General features: G+C 61.9%; 17 protein-coding genes. 12 read left to right on the top strand and 5 right to left on the bottom strand.

All coding sequences use genetic code 11. The annotated features are described in order from the left end of the window. Nucleotides 1-415 precede the first annotated feature (415 nt). Nucleotides 416-1,822, bottom strand: coding sequence for a PAS domain-containing protein (locus MEMAR_RS03825; protein ID WP_011843626.1), 1,407 nt, complete (start codon nucleotides 1,820-1,822; stop codon nucleotides 416-418). A gap of 348 nt (nucleotides 1,823-2,170) precedes the next feature. On the opposite strand from MEMAR_RS03825, the gene purB reads away from it, so the two are divergent. Then, nucleotides 2,171-3,511, top strand: coding sequence for an adenylosuccinate lyase (gene purB, locus MEMAR_RS03820; RefSeq protein ID WP_011843625.1), 1,341 nt, complete (start codon nucleotides 2,171-2,173; stop codon nucleotides 3,509-3,511). 18 nt (nucleotides 3,512-3,529) lie between these two features. Here purB and MEMAR_RS03815 read toward each other — a convergent pair whose 3' ends face one another. The 3 genes from MEMAR_RS03815 to MEMAR_RS03805 form a co-directional block, all read right to left on the bottom strand. Then, a complete protein-coding gene (locus MEMAR_RS03815; protein ID WP_011843624.1) occupies nucleotides 3,530-3,805 on the bottom strand; it encodes a winged helix-turn-helix domain-containing protein in 276 nt (91 codons plus the stop codon). After that, nucleotides 3,802-4,452 carry a hypothetical protein gene (locus tag MEMAR_RS03810; protein WP_011843623.1) on the bottom strand — a complete coding sequence of 217 codons (651 nt, stop codon included), beginning with the start codon at nucleotides 4,450-4,452 and terminating at the stop codon, nucleotides 3,802-3,804. Before MEMAR_RS03810 ends, MEMAR_RS03815 begins: the two co-directional genes overlap by 4 nt. 364 nt (nucleotides 4,453-4,816) lie before the next feature. Then, nucleotides 4,817-5,149 carry a hypothetical protein gene (locus MEMAR_RS03805; protein WP_011843622.1) on the bottom strand — a complete coding sequence of 111 codons (333 nt, stop codon included), beginning with the start codon at nucleotides 5,147-5,149 and terminating at the stop codon, nucleotides 4,817-4,819. Between the two features lie 1,316 nt (nucleotides 5,150-6,465). Between MEMAR_RS03805 and MEMAR_RS03795 the strand changes: the two genes are divergently transcribed. Continuing rightward, nucleotides 6,466-7,611 (top strand): LpqB family beta-propeller domain-containing protein, encoded by a 1,146-nt coding sequence (locus tag MEMAR_RS03795; RefSeq protein WP_245526644.1) that lies wholly within the window; start codon nucleotides 6,466-6,468, stop codon nucleotides 7,609-7,611. 349 nt (nucleotides 7,612-7,960) lie between these two features. On the opposite strand, the gene MEMAR_RS03790 is transcribed toward MEMAR_RS03795, so the two are convergent. After that, a complete protein-coding gene (locus MEMAR_RS03790) occupies nucleotides 7,961-9,046 on the bottom strand; it encodes an FmdE family protein (protein WP_011843619.1) in 1,086 nt (361 codons plus the stop codon). A 590-nt stretch (nucleotides 9,047-9,636) separates the two neighbouring features. Between MEMAR_RS03790 and MEMAR_RS03785 the strand changes: the two genes are divergently transcribed. The 10 genes from MEMAR_RS03785 (at nucleotide 9,637) to MEMAR_RS03740 (ending at nucleotide 21,349) form a co-directional block, all read left to right on the top strand. Beyond that, nucleotides 9,637-10,644 (top strand): asparagine synthase C-terminal domain-containing protein, encoded by a 1,008-nt coding sequence (locus MEMAR_RS03785; protein ID WP_048063739.1) that lies wholly within the window; start codon nucleotides 9,637-9,639, stop codon nucleotides 10,642-10,644. Further along, entirely contained in the window at nucleotides 10,634-10,903 is a 270-nt protein-coding gene (gatC, locus tag MEMAR_RS03780; protein ID WP_011843617.1) for an Asp-tRNA(Asn)/Glu-tRNA(Gln) amidotransferase subunit GatC, read from the top strand. The genes MEMAR_RS03785 and gatC overlap by 11 nt, the downstream gene beginning before the upstream one ends. Continuing rightward, nucleotides 10,904-12,205 carry an Asp-tRNA(Asn)/Glu-tRNA(Gln) amidotransferase subunit GatA gene (gatA, locus tag MEMAR_RS03775; protein WP_011843616.1) on the top strand — a complete coding sequence of 434 codons (1,302 nt, stop codon included), beginning with the start codon at nucleotides 10,904-10,906 and terminating at the stop codon, nucleotides 12,203-12,205. Further along, nucleotides 12,202-13,617 (top strand): Asp-tRNA(Asn)/Glu-tRNA(Gln) amidotransferase subunit GatB, encoded by a 1,416-nt coding sequence (gene gatB, locus MEMAR_RS03770; protein WP_011843615.1) that lies wholly within the window; start codon nucleotides 12,202-12,204, stop codon nucleotides 13,615-13,617. Before gatA ends, gatB begins: the two co-directional genes overlap by 4 nt. 6 nt (nucleotides 13,618-13,623) lie before the next feature. Then, nucleotides 13,624-16,419: a DNA topoisomerase I gene (locus MEMAR_RS03765; RefSeq protein WP_011843614.1), complete on the top strand. Its 2,796-nt coding sequence runs from the start codon at nucleotides 13,624-13,626 to the stop codon at nucleotides 16,417-16,419. 4 nt (nucleotides 16,420-16,423) lie between these two features. Next, nucleotides 16,424-17,116 (top strand): phosphoglycerol geranylgeranyltransferase, encoded by a 693-nt coding sequence (locus MEMAR_RS03760; RefSeq protein WP_011843613.1) that lies wholly within the window; start codon nucleotides 16,424-16,426, stop codon nucleotides 17,114-17,116. Nucleotides 17,117-17,119: 3 nt separating this feature from the next. Further along, the gene (locus tag MEMAR_RS03755; RefSeq protein ID WP_011843612.1) at nucleotides 17,120-17,818 is read left to right on the top strand and encodes an RNA methyltransferase; all 699 of its coding nucleotides are present in this window, start codon (nucleotides 17,120-17,122) and stop codon (nucleotides 17,816-17,818) included. Between the two features lie 22 nt (nucleotides 17,819-17,840). Then, complete coding sequence (gene dcd, locus MEMAR_RS03750) at nucleotides 17,841-18,404, top strand: dCTP deaminase (protein ID WP_011843611.1); 564 nt, start codon at nucleotides 17,841-17,843, stop codon at nucleotides 18,402-18,404. A gap of 111 nt (nucleotides 18,405-18,515) precedes the next feature. Then, nucleotides 18,516-20,351, top strand: coding sequence for a threonine--tRNA ligase (locus MEMAR_RS03745; RefSeq protein WP_011843610.1), 1,836 nt, complete (start codon nucleotides 18,516-18,518; stop codon nucleotides 20,349-20,351). A 542-nt stretch (nucleotides 20,352-20,893) separates the two neighbouring features. Beyond that, on the top strand, nucleotides 20,894-21,349 hold the full coding sequence (locus MEMAR_RS03740; protein WP_011843609.1) for a ferritin-like domain-containing protein: 456 nt from the start codon (nucleotides 20,894-20,896) through the stop codon (nucleotides 21,347-21,349).

Here is a 21,349-nt window from a genome sequence, read left to right as displayed (position 1 = left end):
GTCACCCGACTATAGGCAGGCCTACCAGAACGTTAATACATTACCAGCGCTAACCAGAGCACTGGTATGGTAGCCGGGGCCCGCACGTCAATTCCACTTGCCTGTAGCGGATCACGGCCGTCCTACCCCATACAGGTACCTCTTCCGATCCTGCTATGTGCGGACTAATTGTCCACAAAGAGAGTAGTAAATGTAGCCAACCATATAGGTATTGATTATTGTTCAACATTGCAAGACCGGAAATATCAAATACCCGGATACTCACCACAACCAGATGAGATCGTATTGACGAGCGCTCTCCACATTCCTGAGACACATTGGGATTTTAAGCGCCCTTAACCAGGCGTACTCCCCGAACGGTAAAAAAAGCAGGAGTAGTAAGCGAGGGGATTAGGTTCAACAATAATAGATACTATTATATATTGTTTCCAGGGACGCTGTCCTCCTGCAGGATATGAGCACAGCGCGCCGGGGACGGCGTTTCAGCCTCTTCGCGGACAACTTCCGACACATCTATCATGAAAGACGCGATCTCCCCGGAGGGCAACTTGAAGATATAGTGCCAGATCCACGGCGAGGCCTCCCCTTTCCGGTACTGGAGGGGTGGCAGAAATTCTGGTTTTTCGGTCCCCAGAACGCGGATCAGGGCTTCGCGGACATCAGGGTCGGGAAGATCAGGGAAGACCTCAAAGAGTTTTCTTCCTACCAGGTCGGCCTTCTCCATCTGGAGGATCTTCTCCGTCGCATGATTGACGTCTTTGAAGATATACTCGTTTCCTCCGTCAATCGGCTCGTAAATCAGGACGCCATTACAGGTATTCTCAAAGAACGACCGGTAACGCGTCTCCTTGAAAGCCAGTTCCTTCCGGGCCAGCCGCTCCGTAGTGATATCCCTGAAGAGCATGGCAAACTCGTTTGGAGCCCCCCCGCTATCGCGCGTGATCGGGGTGAAGATCACATTGAAGTAAGCGATGCCCGACCGGGCGCTCGGAATCTGCTGATCTCGTTTCAGGCTGTCGAAGTCACAGGCAAGTTCCGTCTCGGCGATCTTTCCCTGCCGGATCAACTCAAGGAGCTTCCCCTTATTGCAGGAGATATCGAAGATGCTTCCTTTCGCCAGTTCCTGGATATGTTTCAGGCCGAGGATCTCCAGGGACGCGCGATTAGCGTTGAGAATGGTGCCGCTGGCCGTAAAGAGAATGATCCCGCTCGGGACTTTTTCAAATATTGTTCGAATCTTTTTCTCAGAGTCCTTCAGGGCTTCTTCTGTGTTCTTCCAGGTTGTGATATCCTGCAGGCTGATCATGATCCCCGGCTTTCCGACGTGGGAGACAATCGGCGCGAACTCAAGATAATATATGTGGTTTGTGCTGTCCTCGATGTACTGCATCTCGGAGAGATAAGGGCCCGATTGCCGGATCCTTTCAATATTCCGCATGACGGTTGAATCCGTGAAGATGCGGAGGTTCAGGTCGTAGAGGGGGATCCCGACGATCATTCTCTCATTGTGGATGCCAAGCATTTTGATGAAACTCGTGTTTACCGTAAGGACACGGAGGTCTGCATCCAGGACGACGAGTGCGTTCGAGAGACGATCAAATAGTTCCGAGAGCGGGACCCGCCGTGCCGGGGTATATAACTTCGACCGGCCAAACCGTTGCATGCTCACATCCCCGCTCGACTCGAGCATCTCGAGGTACTTGGAGACAGTGGCCCGGTTCATCCCGAGTTTACGAGCAATTGCAGAGATTGAGAGACCCCGCGGCGAATGCTCTTCGAGGAGATCGATGATTCTGCTGAACTTCTCCTGCTGCTCGCTCATGGATACCATCTTCCTGGCCCGCCGGGTCCGCACGGGATCGCGCCCGGCGAGTGACCTACAGTGTTACGTAGGCAGGAACGGTAATTTTACCTTTCGGAACCGGAAGGGTCATCTTCCGGAACCGGAAGGGTCATCTTCCGGAACCGGAAGGTTTACCTCCCCGAAACCGCAGGGAGCCCTGCACCGCTCCCCGGAGGACACGAACGGTAGTCGGGCCCCCAAAGCGGCCGGGAAAACAGCACTGTTCGTAGCACGGCCGAAAACGGGTAGACACGGCGGTTAACTCACAGGCGTCCTCCCGTAGGCCACGACCCCTTTTTAACGCGGTAAGCCAAACAAGTACCAACCATGGCAACCCATCCCATCGACTACCGGTACGGCACCCCCGAGATGCGTGCCGTCTGGAGTGAGGAGAACCGCTTCCGAGCTATCGTCACGGCCGAAGTGGCGCTGGCACGAGCGGAGGCGGCGCACGGGATGATCCCCCGCGAGGATGCGGAGACGATCGCGACACGCGCGCCGGAAGCGCGCCTCGAGCGGGCGAAGGAGATCGAGGCCGAGATCAACCACGACATGATGGCGATCGTCAAGGCCGTCACCGAGGTCTGCGGCGATGCGGGCAGGTGGATTCACTACGGCGCGACCTCGAACGACATCCTGGATACGGCGACCGCCCTGCAGGTCCGTGAGAGCCTCATGCTTATCGAGGAGAAACTCGGTAAACTCCTCTGCGTGCTTCTTGCCCGGAGCGCCGAGACGAAGACCCTCGTCTGCGCCGGCCGCACCCACGGGCAGATCGGCGTCCCGACGACCTACGGCCTCCGGTTCGCGATCTGGGCGAGCGAGGTCTCCCGCCACATCGAGCGCCTCCGCCAGATGCGACCCCGGGTCGTCGTCGGGCAGCTCACCGGTGCCGTAGGCACCCAGGCGGCGCTCGGGGATGCCGGGATCGAGGTTCAGGAGACGATGATGGAGTTCCTCGGGATCGGAGCCGTGGACGTCTCGAACCAGATCATAGCGCGGGACCGCTACGCGGAGTACTTCATGCTCCTTGCAAACATCGCGACCACCCTCGACAAGATCGGGCTTGAACTCCGGCTGATGCAGCGCTCCGAGATCGGGGAGCTCGCGGAGGCGTTCGGGAAGAAGCAGGTGGGCTCGAGCACGATGCCCCACAAGCGAAACCCGATAAAGAGCGAGCAGGTCTGCGGCCTTGCCCGGATCGTGCGCTCCGCGGTCGAGCCGGCACTGCAGAACAACGTCCTCTGGGACGAGCGCGACCTGACGAACTCCTCCCCCGAGCGGGCCCTCTTTCCCGAGGCGTCGGTGCTCGCCGACCACATCCTCAACGTGATGATCAACGTGATGGAGGGCCTCGAGTTCAACAAAGCAAACATCCGGAAAAACCTGATGCTGCTCCGGGGCGTGAACCTCGCCGAGTCGGTGATGATCGACCTCACCCGGCGGGGCATGAGCCGGCAGGAGGCCCACGAGGCGATGCGGACGGCGAGCATGCAGGCCCTCGCCGAGGACCGCGACCTCAGCCAGGTGCTCGGCGAGCGGCCGGAGGTCACGAAGTTCGTCACCCGCGAGGAACTCAACGCACTCCTCGACCCGGACGCCTACATCGGGACGGCCGTCCGGCAGGTGGAGCGGCTGATCGAGAAACTCACGCCGCTCTGCCGGTGAAGGGATCTTAAGCGGCCTTCATAGCTTGAACCGGGGAGGGGCATCGAAGAGTTTTCGATAGAGCGAGCTGAAGAGCGCGGTGTACTCCCCGGCCCTCTCGGTGGCGACGTACCGGATCCTGTCCCCCTCCGCCACTTCAACGATATACCCTTTTTCCACGAGAAACCGGAGATACTCCTGGCCGGTCTTTGAGTTCAGGTCGCACCGGTTGATGATGGCGGTAAACGACTGCGGCGTTCTGCAGAAGACCAGGATTTCCCAGTAGATCTCGAACGCCGTCCTGCGCCCGCTCATCGCCGATCCGTCTCCAGCGTTTCTTTCAGGAGAGCCTCGGACTCCTCGATCTCGTCGAGCCGCTCGTCCCAGACGTTTGCGAACCGGGAGAAGTAGTACGAGGAGGCAAGGCTGACGAGGGCGATCCCGAGCGTGAGGAGCATGAACGTGATGACCAGGTAGTTGTTGATGGTGAAGGAGATACCGTCCGCTGAGACGGAGAGGTGCTCCAGGCTGACAGCGAGCCCGAGAAGAAACGAGCAGACGCCGCCGAGCGTGCAGACCAGGATCATGGTGCGGACGGTTGCGCGGTTGTCGCGGTAGTGGGAGAGCATGCTTACGATGAGGCGGGTGAGAGCCTCGTCCGGGACCTCGCCTCCCATCCCATCGAGGTCGTCCTTGATCACCTCGATTCCTTCGAAGACCCGGACGCTGGTGAGAAGCCAGCGAAAGCCCGTAAGGGCGGCAACAAGCGCGACGAACAGGACGACCGGGGAATAGATCACATACTGCGCGGTGGAGAACGTCTCGTACATGGAGACCGCCTCTCCGACGATCACGCTGATGCCGAACGCCATCACAAGTGCGGCAAAGACGATGTTCGCGATGGCAACGATATAGAAGTGCCGGGTCTCGCTTCTGAACCGGGCAAGTGCTGATTCGTGCATGGGGGTTTTCACCGGTCTATCTATCTATTTGCGTTCTGCAAATAAAGAGAATGAAACTAAGATACGTATCCGGAGTGGGTACGGCGCCGGTCTTTCAGGATCGGTGCATGAATACCCTGTGTATGCTTTTATGACTATTTAGAGACAGAAGCAGAGGAAAGGATGCCGCGGTTGACCCCCCGAGGATGCCCGGATCAATGATTCCCTTCCCGGGTCGCTTGTTCCGCACCGACGGTCTCCACCACCCGGTCTTCGGTCGTCACGGCCGGGAGAACAATGACGCGGAGACGGTGTCTGCGGGATCGCACCTGCACGAACTCATGGCGGCGAGGGCGGCCCTGCCCCCGCCCGGAACCATGTGGTCTCAGAACTCTTCCGCAATGCCGTAGCCGTACGACCGCAGCACCCGGCTCCCCCTCTGTTCCGGGTATGCGGCAAGCACGAGCCCCCGCGACTCCAGGAACTCCTCGGCGGAGACGATGGAGATGGGCTGTATCTGCTCGTCTTCGCCGGGCACCATCGACCAGGTATGGATGTAGTAGATGTCAGGCAGCCCCTCCTCTTCGTGCAGGTAGAGATCCCTTCCGCGCCCGAATGCCCCGCCTGCGTCACCACCCCGCGGCGCGAGGTAGAGCCAGGCATCGCGGTCGGTGTCGAGGAGGATCTCGCCTTTCTCGGATTGAATACATTTTTTCATGGTCAGTCACCTCTGCCCCGCCGGCCGTGCAGGGCAGTTCGGCAGGCGGCGACGATGAGCTCCGGGAGCCCGGTGAGGTGGCCATGGCCCTTCCCGCGGCCCGGGCCGCGGAACAGGAGGTTCCGCCACCGCCCGCCGGTCGGAGATAGAACGGCCAGTATTATATAATTTACTATTATTAACATCAAGTAATACAGTATTGACATTTTTAACATAAACTCCTACGCCGTCACCGTCCCGGTCTTTCGCCGTCCGACCAAACCCGGCACCGCTGTCATGCCGGGCAGTGCCCCGGGAACCAATCGAAGTTGTCCCAAAAGTACCTCGTGGTTGAAGATCCACGTCGTTTAGAGCGCTCTTACGTACGTTCTAAACGAATTAAGCAACTTCCTGCGCCAGATCTCTGACACGGCTTCCCATTAGCTATCGCCACGCGGGGGAGGGTCCGGGGAGGTGCGACCGGAGGGAGCTTGAGAAGACCAGAGGTCTTCGAGCGGGTGCCCCCCTCCCAGCAGAAGCGTTTTGGGACGACTTCATCGATACGAGAACAACGGGTTTGTTAAACCCCGTCCCGCCCTGCTCCCGGCGATCGCAACTCCCAGGCACGACGGTTCACCGGACGCGCACCTGACGATGCTCGATGGACGCTCCCTGAGGGGCATCCCGATCCTGAGGATTCACACCTCTCCGGGGCGACCCTTGAAGATACACTCGGCGGGATATGGTCGAGCGTGGTGGCGCTGATCCTCTCCCGTCGTCGTCTTTGCCGTCGCATACACGCGGTTCATGCGGACGGATATCCGATGATAGACGGGCGCGCACTTTCGCTCCCCGGGAAGGGCTGCATCGGAGGCAAGCCGATTATTCCACCGGGTTTCGATATTTGGGGAAGGTATGCAGGGTTCTTACCGGAGTATGCACTCATACCCGCGATCCGGGGATCGAGGTATATTTCCACTGGATGTCGGCAGTACTGCCGGGAGATGGAACAACGAGCGCGTATCAGGAGAATGCGACGGCCCGGGTACAGCCACGACAGTTCGATGTTTGTCACAGAAAAGGTATATGGGGGAACGTTGACGCCTTGAACGGTGACACCGTGTACGGTATCCCGCGGGGGCCGGGAACCCCGATTGCCGTCGTATCCCGGCCCCCAAATACGTGCCCGGAGGGCAATAGGGCTGCTGGCTGCCAGGGGATAGCCGTTGCGGTTCCGTGTCCCTCCAGGCACTGTTACGGAATTTCGAGTGACATAGTATCGCAATGGGAAGGAAATGTGCCGAAATATATCCATGAGACGCACAGGAGAGGCCTGTATGAACCGAAAAACGATATGTATCGTCCTGCTGCTGATCGCGTCCGCTCTCCCGGCAGCGGCCGCACCCGTCGTCCAGCTGACAAACGATTCGGCATTCGATTCGTACCCCTTCTGGTCACCGGACGGCGCCAGGATCGCCTTCGTCTCATCCGACGGAGTTCATGCCGGCATCCGGGTGATAGAGCGCGACGGCCAAAACCCGGTACCGGTGACGGACGACCGTTCGTGGAATCTTTTCACCGAGTTCGATCCCTGGTCACCGGACGGGAAGAAACTCCTCTTCCTCTCCGACGGTGGAAGAGGGCTCGACCTCTGGACAATGAACCCGGACGGGACCGGGAGGGTGCGCCTGACCGAAGGCGGCCGCATCGTCCCCATTCCGGGGCTATCCGGCTACGGGGCGGACTGGAACACCGATGGAAAGCGGATCGTCTATACCTCCTGCCTCTTCGATGATGCAGCCATCCAGGAAGTGAACCTCTCGGCCATCCGCACGGAAGCGGACATCTGGATCATGGACGCGGACGGCGGCAACAAGAAGCAGCTGACGACCGATGGAGATGCGCGTTTGCCCCTGTGGCAGCCGCAGGGGGACAGGATCGCATACCTCGCAGACAGATCCGGGAACCGGGAGATCTGGACCATGCAGAGCGACGGAACGGGCAAGACACAGGTGACGTTCAGCGAGGGGAGCGTATCCGAGTATTCCTGGTCCCCGGACGGCACCAGGATCGCCTACGTCGTCGCGTCACCGCCGGGGACATTGCCGGAGTTCTCTCTCCGAATTATCAATAGCGACGGATCGGGTTCGGAGCAATTGACAACCGGAAACCGGGACACATCACCAGTCTGGTCGCCGGACGGTACCAGGATCGCCTTCCGGTCGGAGTCGCGGGACCGGGCGCTCTGGGTGATGAAGAGCGATGGTTCCGGCCTCGCACCCCTCGGCCCCGATAACCCGGCATACATGATGCAGCAGTGGTCTCCCGACGGCAGAACGATCGTCGTGAGCGATGGAAACGACCTGTATGCGATCCCGCTCGAAGATCCGGCGGCACCCGCATCGCCGGGATTTGAGGTAGTTTCTGCAGCGGGTGCACTGCTTCTCACGGCATGTCTGCTCAGACTGCGAAAGCAGGAATGAGTGAAGAGCGGAGACATGCCGCATGAAGGCGATTACCGGTGGCATTATGGACCGCAAAACGTTAACAGGTTGCGCCATCGCCGCCTTCACATATCACTCTCCTTCTCCCGTGCTCCCCACCGTGCGGTTACCACGCGGACGGCAGCGGCGATATAACCCATCCAGCCAGACCAGTATGGTAAGCCAAGAAGCGCTCAGCAACCACCCAATGGAGATAATCCTTCATCCGTGAGCACCGCAAGGTGTGAGCGGGTATCCCCCTCCCGGTAGTGATGTTTTGGGACAAACTCATTGCATCACTACGGGAACCATGAGTCCAAAGACCCGGATCAAAGGAACACTTCTCGGATTACGCACTGGTCGCGCACAGCATCCCCACCACCTCATAGGGATTGTTGGCCGGATTCTTCAGGTCGGCAAGCATCTGTTCGTTCACCTCGAACTCCTCCATCACCGTGACGTAGTCCCCGGGGTTCCCGATGTTCTGGACCATCTCGACGGTCCGTGTGGGCTTCTCTCCCCACGAAGGCCCGGTCCAGGGCGTCGAATCGAACTGGAACCCAAGGGCAAGCGCACGGCCGGTCTTCTGTTGACCATCCCAGCGGATGAAGATTCCCGCCGGGCGGGTGCCGTACGCCTCCGTCAGTGCCTGTTCGTCTTCCCCGGAGAGCGGGAAGATGTAGTGGCCGCCTTTTCCGGGGGTAAGGTCCCAGAGGATCGGAAATATGTCGTCCTTGCACCACATGGGACAGGAGATGACCACATAGGAAGTATCGTTGGTGATCGGCATCTCCTGCTCGACGTACGTTGCGAGCAGATATCCGCTGGATACACCGGGACAGAAGTGATTGTGGAGCATGACGCACGACATGAGGTCGTACGGTGCCCCGTGCGCCCATGCGTTGGCGATCGGAACCAGCGAGGACGCGTCACCCAGGTCCTTCATGGTCGCATTCCCTACCTCGGTGTCGGCGAGCATCTTATTCAGGTCGCCGGTGACGACAACGACCTTCGAGAATGTCTTAAGGAGGGGCGTCGCCTTCAGTTCGGCCGGACTTTTGGTGTAACTGGCTTCGTCGGGCACCAGGTAGACGGCCTCTCCGGACTTCTTGTTATAAAAGTAGAACCAGAGCGGTTTCCAGTCGGCCCGGTTCACCTGCCAGAGCGTGTTGTCCCCGTTCTGCAGGCCGCTTACCTTTGTGATCCCCGATACCGCCCGCTCGGTCGTCTGGCCGTCCACGACGGCACGACCGGCGTTGGTCAAAACAAGGACATTCGGATCACCTTTACTGAATTTCAACTGGTCCATCGCGGTCAATGCCGCACGCTGTCCCAGTTCGTCCATACGATCCGCGTCCGGCAATGCCGCCATTGCCGGGAAGCAGAGCAGGCATACCAGCAGGATGCCGGATAACAGCTTAATAACATTCTTCATAGTATCGTCGCGCAGGAATCCCGGATTTCAACCGGGAGGGATGCGCGGCCTCCATTGTAATCAGTTCAAGGTCTGCGGGCGGCGCAGAATGCACCGGTCTCTTCCCGTAGCGATACCACAACGTGACCCTGACGTCACGTCCAGCATAAGCATCACGCCGATAACCAGCGAGACAGTGTTCTCATCGTTCCCTCTCTCATGCAACATTCACCATTGCCTCTTCAGCCGGGCAAGTCTCTCCGCGGCTGACTATGAGGGAATAATACTAACAATAATAAAAATATGATCATATGTGATTATACCCGCAACAAATAGCACACAACATATATCGCCACCCCCAATAGATACCATGCAAACACGTAGCGAGGCGGCAAGGCCACGCGCCCGAGGTGACGCTTCGCCGGGTTCGGGCAGCCGTCTCAGCCCGGGGAGGGCAGATTCCGGCCGAAACCCTCCGAACCGCCCGCATCTCGCGCCGACCGGTGTACGCACATTTATAATTTAACAGTGCAAACACTGACACAGATCCGTTTTTTGAGGCGTCCGCGTACCGCGTGAGCCTCATGGCGATACCTGCCGGATTACGGAATATGCCGACCATGAACCTGAAGGGCTGGATCGAACGTGACGGGGTGCGGCTTTCCCCTGCCGATGTAGAGCGGATGCTCAAAGACGGGCCGGAAGCTCTCGCACCGTGCGGCGGCGAGTTCCTGCTCACCTACGGTGACTGCATCGCCCGTGACGCCCTCGGGATCGTGCCCGGCCCCGTCCCGCCGGGGACCGTCTGCTCTGGCGGAAGAGAGATAGCCCGGGTAGCCCCCGATCCGGCGCCCTGCACCCTCGAGGAGGCGATCGTCACCGCGGTCGGTCTCCGGAGCGATGAGGGCGCGGTGGCGTTCTCCGGCGGCGTGGACTCTGCTCTCGTCGCCCACCTCGCCCGCCTCCCCTGCGTGGCGGTGGGGCTCCAGGGGTCGCACGATCTCGAGCGGGCGGAGAAGGCCGCCCGGATGATGGGGCTCGACCTCGCAATCGTCACCCCGACAGAGGACGAGGTCGCGGAGGCACTCGCCCGGGTCGTCCGGGTCATCCCCGACCCGACGAACCCCCTCGAGGCCTCGATCGCGACGACCCTCTCCTTCGTCGCCGCGTGGGCGGAAGAGAACGGCCATACCCGGATCCTTGCCGGGCAGGGGGCGGACGAGCTCTTCGGCGGCTACGCCCGCTACCTCACCTCTCCCGACCTCGCGGCGGAGCTCGAACGGGACTTCGCGGACCTCGCCCGCCAGAGAACGCGGGATCAGGTGGTGGCGGCGCTTCACGGGGCATACTTCTCGATGCCCTACCTCGACGTCAGGGTGGTGCGCGCCGCTCAAGCGATCCCGGCCGCCGAGCGGGTGCGCGGAGGGGTGAGAAAACACCCCCTGCGCGAGGTCGCCAAACGCCACATTCCCGCCGAAATCGCCACGGCCGAGAAGAAAGCGATGCAATACGGGAGCGGGATCTGGAGAGCGATGCAACGGCTCGCACGTGACAACGGTTATAAAAAGTCGGTACAAGGGTACTTAACGGAGATCAGTAGGGCGGAACATGATTACTGAGAGCGATATTGAACATATAGCAGAACTTGCGGATATCGGCATTTCAAAAGACGAGGTGCCGGAGTTCACCACCCAGTTCAACGCGATCCTCGACTACTTCGAGGTTCTCGACACCGTCGAGGGAGAAAGCGCCCCGGACGCCGGGGCTGTGAACGTATTCCGGGACGACGAGCCGCGGCCCGGTCTCTCGCAGGAAGAGGCACTCGCGAACGCAGGGTCGACCGAGAACGGGTTCATCAAGGCGCCGAGGGTGATGTGAGTGGCGGGAACCCTCGAATTCTCGCCGGACGACCGGTACAACGCCTTCATCACCACCTGCAGTAGAGCGCCGTTCACCGACGGGGCACTCGCCGGCACCGCCGTCGCGGTCAAGGACAATATATCCACGAAGGGCATCCAGACCACCTGCGCATCGAAGATCCTCGAAGGCTACGTCCCGCCGTATGACGCTTACGTCGTGGAACTCCTCCGGCAGGCTGGAGCCGCGATCGTCGGCAAGACCAACATGGACGAGTTCGGGATGGGCACCACCACCGAGACGAGCGCGTTCGCCCCCACTAAAAACCCAGTCGACCCGGAGCGGGTGCCCGGCGGATCGTCCGGCGGGAGCGCCGCCGCCGTCGCCGCGGGCCTCGTCCCGATGGCGCTCGGCACCGATACCGGCGGTTCGATCAGGTGCCCTGCGGCATTCTGCGGGATCGTGGGCCTCAAACCCACCTACGGCCGGGTCTCCCGCTACGGCCTCATCGCCTACGCGAACTCCCTCGAACAGATCGGGCCGATGGCACGGACGGTCGAAGACGTATCGAAGTTGATGTCGGTGATCGCGCGCTATGACCCCCGCGACTCGACGATGCTCGACCGTCCGTACGACCACCGGCCGTCGGCCGAGATCAAAGGGCTCCGGGTCGGGATACCGGAGGAGTACTTCGGCGAAGGCGTCGACCCCCGCGTTGCAAAGACCGTCCGCGACGCCATCGGGGTTCTCGAAGGGCTCGGGGCAGAGACCGTCCCGGTGAGCATCCCCGGCATGCGGCACGCGCTCGCGGCCTACTACGTCATCTGCACGAGCGAAGCCTCCTCGAACCTCGCGAGGTTCGACGGCGTCCGCTACGGCCCGGCGGTCGACACCAGGAAGTCCTGGCACGAGGCCTACCAGGACCTGCGGCAGGAGAGGTTCGGCACCGAGGTCCGGCGCCGGATCATGCTAGGAACCTTCGCCCTCTCGGCGGGCTACGCCGGCCGGTACTACGCGAAGGCGCAGGTGGCCCGCCGCAACATCAAAGAGGACTTCGAACGGGCCCTTCGGGAAGCGGACGTCATCGCCGGCCCGACGATGCCGACGACGGCCTTCCGCCTCGGCGAGAAGTCCGACCCGCTCTCGATGTACCTCTCCGACATCCTCACGGTGCCCGCGAACCTCGCCGGCATCCCGGCGATATCCGTCCCGTGCGGCAGGGTGGACGGCCTCCCCGTGGGGCTCCAGTTGATGGGAAGGCAGTTCGAGGACGACCGCGTCGTCGATACCGCTTATGCCTACGAGCAGGAGGTGAGGGCATGAAGACGATCGTCGGGCTCGAGATCCACGTCCAGCTCTCGACCGCGACAAAGCTCTTCTGCGGGTGCTCGACGGACTACCGCGACGACGAACCGAACACCCACTGCTGTCCGGTCTGTCTCGCCCTCCCCGGGGCGCTCCCGCGCCTGAACAAAAAAGCGGTCGATTACGGCCTGAAGGTTGCAAAAGCCCTCGACATGAAAGTCCTGGAAGAGTCGGAGTTCGCCCGGAAGAACTACTTCTACCCCGACCTCCCGAAAGCCTACCAGATCACACAGTACGACAAACCGCTCGCGGTCGAAGGGACGGTCGAGATCGAGGACGACGAGGGGCACGAGAAGATCGTCCGGATCACCCGTGTGCACCTCGAAGAGGACCCGGGGAGGCTCGTCCACGTCGCGGGCGGCTCGAAGTACTCGCTCGTCGACTACAACCGGTCCGGTATCCCGCTCCTTGAGATCGTCACCGAGCCGGACATGCGCTCCCCGCAGGAGGCGCGCCGGTTCCTCAACAAGCTCAGGACGATCCTCGAGTACCTCGGTGTCTTCGACGGCGACCGGGAGGGCGGCCTCCGCGTGGACGCAAACATCTCCCTCGAAGGCTCCGAACGGGTCGAGGTCAAGAACATCTCCTCCTACAAGGGCGTCGAGAAAGCCCTCACGTTCGAGGTGACCCGGCAGAAGAACCTGCTCCGGCGCGGCCAGAAGGTGACGAGAGAGACCCGCCACTTCATGGAAGGCCGCGGGATCACCACCTCCGCCCGCAGCAAGGAGGAAGAGCACGACTACCGCTACTTCCCCGAGCCCGACCTCCGGCCGCTCCGCGTCGCGGACCGGGTCGCGGCAATCGATCTGCCCGAACTGCCCGTCGCCCGGAAGAACCGGTTCATGACGCAGTACGGCATATCACTCAACCACGCCCGGACGCTGACCGGCGACCCGAAACTCGCCGACTTCTACGAGGCGGTCGCCCATGTCGACCCGGTTCTCGCCGCCACCTGGGTTGCCGACACCCTGCTCGGGGAACTCAACTACCGCGACATGGGCATCGCCGCCGTCCCGGCCGAACGCATCGCGGAACTCCTCGCGCTTCTGCGGACGGAGACCATCACCGATACGGTCGGCGTCCAGGTTCTGCGGGAGATGCTCGATGCCTGCGCCGCCGGCAAGCCCTGCGAGCCTCCCGCTGTCATCGTGGAGCGCGAAGGGCTCGCCAGGGCCACGGGAGACGAATTCGCGCAGGTCGTCGAGAAGGCGGTCGCCGCGAACCCCCGGGCGGTGGAGGACTACCGGGCCGGAAAGAAAGGCGCCCTGAACTTCCTCGTGGGGCAGGTGATGAAAGAAACCCGCGGGCGGGCGGACCCGCGGGAACTCGGGAAGATCGTATCCGAGTATATTGATACAGGCGGGGTGTAATCCGCAGTGCATCTGATCATAGCAGAAAAGAACATCTCGGCAAACCGGATCGCGCAGATCCTCGCCGGCAACGAAAAAGTGAGAGCGACAAAGGACGGAAGCGTATCCACGTATTCCTTCGACACGAAGACGGTGGTCGGCCTCAAAGGGCACGTGGTGGAGGTAGACTTCGAGCCCGGCTACACGAACTGGCGGAGCGAGACCCACACGCCGCGAACCCTCATCGACGCAGGCATCGTCAAGAAGCCGACCGAGAAGAAGATCGTCAACCTCATCCAGAAACTCTCGAGGAAAGCGGATCTCGTCACCATCGCGACCGATTATGATACCGAGGGAGAACTGATCGGAAAGGAGGCCTACGAACTCGTCCGTGCGGTGAACCCCAACGTCAGGATCAACCGTGCCCGGTTCTCCGCGATAACCCCGGCGGAGATCCGCACAGCGTTTGAGAACCTGACCGACCTCGACTTCGACCTCGCGGCTGCCGGCGAGGCCCGCCAGACGGTCGACCTGATGTGGGGGGCATCGCTGACCCGGTTCATCAGCCTCGCGGCACGCCGGGGCGGCACGAACATCCTCTCCGTCGGGCGGGTGCAGAGCCCGACGCTCGCCATGATCGTCGAGCGGGAGCGTGAGATCGAGAGTTTCGTCCCCCAGACCTACTGGATGCTCTCGCTTGCAACCGAGAAAGACGGCGTAACGATCGAGGCGCGGCATACCGCCGGGCGGTTCACCGACCACGAAGCGGCCCTCGCCGCGGAAGCGGGGACAAAGGAGCCGCTCGTCGTCACGGACGTGAAAGAAGGGCAGAAGAACGACCGGGCGCCGACGCCGTTCGACACCACGACCTTCATCGTCGCGGCGAGCCGCCTGGGCCTCTCGGCGGCGAACGCGATGCGGCTTGCCGAAGACCTCTACATGAACGGGTACATCTCCTACCCGAGGACCGACAACACGGTTTACCCGAAATCGCTGAACCTGAACGCGATCCTCAATACCCTCAAAGGAGGCGTCTTCGACAAGGACGTCGCCTGGGTGCAGCAGAACCGGCGGCCCGTCCCGACCCGGGGCAAGAAGGAGAGCACCGACCACCCGCCGATTCACCCGACGGGCTCCGCGACCCGCGAGGCTCTCGGGCAGGACCGGTGGAAGGTCTACGAGCTCGTCGTGCGGCGGTTCCTCGCGACCCTCTCTCCCGACGCGAACTGGGCGACCACCAGGTGCACCTTCGACGCGTCCGGCGAGGCCTACAAGGCCACGGGCGGCAGGCTCCTCTACGCCGGGTGGCGCCGGATCTACCCCTACTCGGAAGCGAAGGAGAACATCCTCCCGGTGCTCGCCCCGGGTGAACGGCTGCCGATCAAGAACGTGAACCTCGAGGAGAAGGAGACGCAGCCGCCGGCGCGCTACTCCCAGAGCCGGCTCATCCAGGTGATGGAGGAACTCGGCCTCGGCACGAAGAGCACCCGGCACGAGGTGATCGGCAAACTCGTCTCCCGCCGCTACGTGGAAGGCAACCCGCTCCGCCCGACGCTTGTCGGGAGAGCCGTCATCGACGCCCTCGACAACCACGCCGAGACGATCACGGAGCCGGAGATGACCCAGACGCTCGAGGAGCACATGCAGCTCATCAAACAGAGCCAGCGCTCCCGCGACGACGTCGTCACCGAGTCCCGCGAGATGCTGCATAGGGTCTTCGACAAACTCGAGGCGCACAAGTCGGAGATCGGCACCGAGATCATGGAACAGACCGCCGAGGAGCATACCGTCGGCCCCTGCCCCGACTGCGGCCACGATCTCCGGATCCGGCACATCGGCGTCTCCCAGTTCATCGGCTGCACCGGCTACCCCGAGTGCCGGTTCAACATCAGCCTGCCCGGCAGCACCTGGGGCAAGGCAATCCGGGTCGAAGCGACCTGTCCGGAGCACAACCTCTCCCACGTCCGCCTGATCCGGAAGGGCGCCCGGCCGTGGGACATCGGCTGCCCGCTCTGCAGTCACATCACCTCGAACGTCGAGGCGCTCCGGATGATGCCCTCGATGACCGACGATCTCATGCAGCGCCTGCACGCGCAGCACATCTACACGGTCTCCGAGATTGCGGGCATGCAGCCTGAAGACCTCGCAAAGGCCGTCGACGTCGGCACAAAAGAGGCCGTAGAACTCGCGAGAGAGGCAGAGGATGCACTCGAGGTTCTCCGCCGCCGTTCGGAACTCAGGAAGTTCGTCCGGAAGATTGTGCCCCCGAGAAGGGGCCGGAGCCACGCGAAGATCATCAAAAATCTCCTCGGACAGGGGATCGGCGATATCCACGCGCTCTCGGTGGCCGAACCCGCCGCGCTCAAGAAGGCCGGGATCCCGGAGGCTGCCGGAGCCGAACTCCTGGAAGCCGCCCGCGGGCTCTGCAACGAGCGCGCCCTCCGGGAGGCCGGAGTTCCCGCGGTCAGCCTGAAGAAGTACCAGGCAGGCGGCGTCGCGACTCTCGACGATTTCTGTTATCTCCCCATCCCCTACCTTGCAAGCAAAACCGGCATTAACCCGGAAACCGTACATAAACATGTGGATCTGGTCTGCAGGCACCTCGGGCGCCCTGCCCCCCAGAAGATCTCCAGGACAGTCTTTGAGCGCGGGCGAAAAGAACTCCTGGAGGTCCCCGGACTCGGCGAAGCGACCGTGGACAGGCTCTACCTTGCAGGCATCTACGACGCCGCAACGCTCCGTGTTGCCGACCCGGAGGAGGTCTCCTCCGTCACCGGCATCCCGAAGGCCAGACTCCGCGACTACATCGGCCACCTGAAGTGACACCATGCACGCGAACTGGAAGACCTGGGCACACGTAACGAAACTTGACCCCGATAAACGCCTCCCGAGAGGAGCCGTCGAGGAGATCGCAACGAGCGGGACCGATGCCCTGATGCTCTCGGGCACCCTGAACGTGACGCGGGAGAACCTCCAGGAACTCCTGGATCTGGTCTCCGCCTATGGGCTGCCGCTGGTGGTGGAACCGGCGAGCCCCGACTGCGCCATCTTCGACGGGGGTATCGATCACCTCTTCGTGCCGAGCGTGTTGAACACGAACGACGTCCGCTGGATCGTCGGGAAACACTACGCCTGGCTGCGCCAGGCGAGCGGCATCGACTGGGAGATGGTGGTGCCCGAGGCCTACATCGTCCTCAACCCGAACTCCGCCGTCGGCCGGGTAACGGGGGCGGACTGCAGCCTCTCGACCGGAGACGTTGCCGCGTTCGCACAGGTCGCGGACCGCTACTTCCGGTTCCCGATCGTCTACATCGAATACAGCGGAACCTACGGGGATCCCGCAATCGTGCAGGCGGCGTCCGAAGCTGTCGAGAACGCCACCCTCTACTACGGCGGCGGGATCCGTTCGGCCGAGCAGGCGGCGGAGATGGGGCGCTATGCCGATACTATTGTCGTGGGGAACGCGGTCTACGAGGAAGGGATCGACGTGCTCCGGGCGACGGTCCGGGCGGTACAGTGAGGCATGCCTGAGATCTCAATCGTCCTGATCGAGCCCCTCTACGAGGGGAACGTCGGGTTTACCGCACGGGTGATGAAGAACTTCGGGTTCACCCGGCTGGTTCTCGTCAACCCCTGCACGCTCGGCGACGACGCGATCATGCGCGCCTCCCACGCCCGCGACGTTCTCGAGGACGCCCGGCGGATGACGATCAAGAAGGTCTATAACGAGTTCGACTTCGTGGTCGCGACGACCGGGGAGGTGAGCAAGTCGGTCTGCACCCCGATGCGGATGCCCTACTACGCACCGGCGGAGGTCAGGGAGATCGTCGGCGATATCGACGGGACGGTCGCGATCCTCTTCGGGCGGGAGAACTGGGGGCTCGCGAACACCGAACTCGCGCGCGCAAACCTCATCTGCACCATCCCGACCTCGGAGATCTACCCGATCCTCAACCTCTCCCACGCGGTGGGCATCCTCTGCTACGAGCTCGCGAACCTGCCGCGGGGGACCTATCCCCTCGCGAGCCCCGTCGAGATGGATTCGCTCTACCGGCACATCGACGCGTTCCTGAACCGTATCGACCACCCGGACTTCAAGCGGGAGAACACGATGACCCTGATCCGCCGGGTGCTCGGCCGGACGAAACTGACCATCCGCGAGGCGAGCACGCTTCACGGGCTGATGCGCCGGACGGAGTGGCATCTCGAAAACAAAGAATAGTTTGCGGGAGAAATAGAGTGGAATGATTCTTGTCGACTGGCAGATAGAAGACCGCATCAGGCGCGGGCATATCAGGGTTGATCCCTTTGAACCCGGCCTGATTCAGCCAAATTCCCTGGATATCAGGCTCGGTTCGCACTTTGTCTGGTACGTTCCGGGAGAGACCGTGATCGACCCCTACGACAGCGAGACCGTCTGCAGAGACACCGAAGAGATGGTAGCCGACTCGATCGTCCTTGCACCGGGACGGTTCCTCCTCGCCGAGACGCTCGAGGCGATCGAACTCCCCGACGACATCGTTGCGAGCATCGAGGGAAAGAGCAGCATCGCGCGTCTCGGGGTCGAACTCCACCAGACGGGAGGCTGGATCGACGCGGGCTTTCGGGGGACGATCACGCTCGAGATGTGCAACGTGAACTCCCGGCCGGTCAAGGTCTACGCGGGGATGCCTATCGGGCAACTGGTCTTCTACAGAACAGATCGCGCCGCGCGCCCGTACAACATGAAGCAGGACGCGAAGTACATGGACCAGCAGCAGGCGACCCTCTCCCGCTACCACGAGAACGCGCGCCGCGCAGAGGAGTGATGCCGGGAATCCGGCGAGAGCGTCGGTCCGGGGCACATGCTCCCCGCCCGCCGAGCGTCATGCACTATATAGCAGGAAAACAGATATTGAACGATTCAACTGGAGATACCAATGCGACTTCTTCTAATCCACTCTGATCATATCGAATACGAGGCCCGGAAGAAGACGAAGGTCGCCGAAGAGGACGCCGTCCAAAAGGACGCCCTCGATGAGGCGCTTGCCGTCTTCTGCGCGGTTGAGTCTGTCGACGAGGAGAACATCGAGGATGCCGTCAGGCAGGCGGCCGACGAGATCGTCGCCACCGCCCGGCAGCTCGGCACCACCAATATCATGATTTACCCCTACGCCCACCTCTCCTCCGACCTTGCATCGCCGGGGGCGGCGGTGAGTGTTCTTAAGGGCATCGAGGGGGCCCTCGTCGGTACGGACGGCTTCGTCGTGAAACGCGCGCCGTTCGGCTGGTACAAGGCATTCTCGCTCTCCTGCAAGGGCCATCCGCTCTCCGAGCTCTCGCGGACGATCCTCCCGGGCGAAGGGGCTGCCGCGCCAAAGAAGGAGATCGAGCACGAGTTCTTCGTCATCACCCCCGAGGGGGACCGCAAAAACGCGGCCGATTACGCGAAGGAGGAGACGCCCTTCGCCGCCCTGATCCGAAAGGAACTCGGGTATCCGGGGCCGGAAGGGGCCGAGCCGGTGCACGTCGACCTGATGCGTGCGAAGGAACTCGTGGAGTACGAACCACGTGCGGATGTTGGAAACCACCGCTGGATGCCCCGGGGCAAGCTGATCCGGGACCTTCTCTCCGATTACGTCCTTACACAGGTGCTCGACTACGGCGGGATGCCGGTCGAGACCCCGGTGATGTACGACCTCGGTGATGCGGCGATCGCGGAGCACGCGGCCAAGTTCGGGGAGCGGCAGTACCGGTTCAAGAGCGGCAACCGCGACATGATGCTCCGGTTCGCGGCGTGTTTCGGGATGTTCTCGATCATGCACGACATGCACATCTCCCCGAACACCCTCCCGATGAAACTCTACGAGCTCTCGACCTACTCGTTCCGCCACGAGCAGAAGGGCGAGGTGATCGGGCTGAAGCGTCTGCGCGCCTTCACGATGCCCGATATGCACACCCTCTGCCGGGACATGGACGGCGCGCTCACGGCGTTCGAGGAGCAGCTCGCGATAGGCTGGAAGACCGGCGAGGATCTCGAGACCCCGCTTGTCGGGGTCTTCCGGTGCACCCGCGACTTCTTCGAGCAGTACGAACTCTGGGTGAAGGGGATCGTCGCGAAGTCTGGCGTGCCGATGCTGATCGAGGTTCTCTCGGAGCGGACCCACTACTGGATAGCAAAGGTCGATCTTGCGGCGATCGATGCACAGGGGAGACCCATCGAGAACCCGACCGTCCAGATCGACGTGGAGAGCGCCGACCGGTTCGATATCAAGTATTACGCCCCGGACGGAACGGAGGTCCACCCCCCGATCCTCCACTGTTCGCCGACGGGCTCGATCGAGCGGGTGATCTGCGCGATGCTCGAGGGCACCGCGGCACAGGAGGTTCCCTCGTTCCCGACCTGGCTCGCCCCGACCCAAGTCAGGCTGGTGCCGGTGGCGGAGCGGCACATCTGTTTCGCGGAAGAGATCGACACCCGGCTGAACGCGGCCGGCATCCGGGCGGACGTCGACGACCGGGACGAGAGCGTGAACAAGAAGATCCGCGAGGCCGGGATGGACTGGGTGCCCTACGTCGCGGTGATCGGCGACCAGGAGGCCGAGACCGGCCGGCTCATGGTCACCATCCGGAAGCTCTCGGAGAAGAAGAAGCCTTTCAAGGAGTCGATGACCGAGAGCGAACTCGTCCAGGCGGTCAAGCTCGAAACCGCTGGAAAGCCCTTCCGCCCGCTCTACACGCCGAGGCTTCTCTCGCGGAAGCCCCGGTTTATTTAATCTTTTTTTGCTGGGCCGGAAGGTCCTCCATTTTTCCAGCGAGTGTATACCCTCATGGGGAGCGACTGCCGGAGCGGTGGGAACTTGAGAAGACGCTTGGTTCCCGAAGCACGACGGTTCGTTAGAACCGGAGCGTGATCGCCATCTGGTGCAAGTTGCAACAAACAAAACGACCGAAGCGAGGAAAAATCCCAATGTAGTGGACCGTGGGAGTATCGCCACGGGGGGGTGGGGACAGGGGAGGGGGGTCTCCCCCCTCCCCTGAAACCCCTCCCCAGACGCGATACCCCTCGAAATCCATGCCAGTTAATCGAAGGGCTGTCAGTTACGAGATACGACCAAAGGTCTTCAAGCGCAGGAGTGCAAGTACCACGCGGCTGGGCAGCACCTACTGTCCAACCCCCTTCCCCCATTCCCCCGAACCCGCCCCACCATGGCCACCACCGCGATCCCTCGCCCACGAGTCAAGGCACCCTACCAAACCCCGCCCCTGACAAGGTTTAAAAGCCCCGGATGCTACTGTCCCACCGGTGCATGAAGTCATGGACACTGAAGAATACCGTTCCATCATATCGAATGCCATCGACCGCGAGATCGAGGCATACACCTTCTACCGCACGGTCAGGGAGAAGGTCACGGATGAGAACTTAAAGAACCTCTTCAACGAACTTGCCGGGGAGGAGAGCCAACATCGGAAGACCCTTGAGGGCTTTCTCACGAAGGAACCCGCGAAACTCGGGTTTGACACGAAGCGGGACTACAAAGTCGCCCAAACCCTGGAGACACCCCCGCTCTCGGCCGACTTGAAGCCGCTCGACGGCCTCGTCATCGCAATCAGAAAAGAACTCGACGCGATGCAGATGTACACCCAACTCGCGAGCCTCAGCGTGGATCCGGAGCAGATCGAGCTCTTCGAGAGCCTTGCCTCGATGGAGCGGGGCCACAAGGCGCGCCTCGAGGACATCTACACCAACATGGCGTTCCCGGAGGTCTGGTGA

This window comes from Methanoculleus marisnigri JR1 (assembly GCF_000015825.1).
Taxonomy (GTDB): domain Archaea; phylum Halobacteriota; class Methanomicrobia; order Methanomicrobiales; family Methanoculleaceae; genus Methanoculleus; species Methanoculleus marisnigri.
Note: the sequence above shows the minus strand (reverse complement) of the source record. Positions and strands in the feature narration are given on the sequence as shown.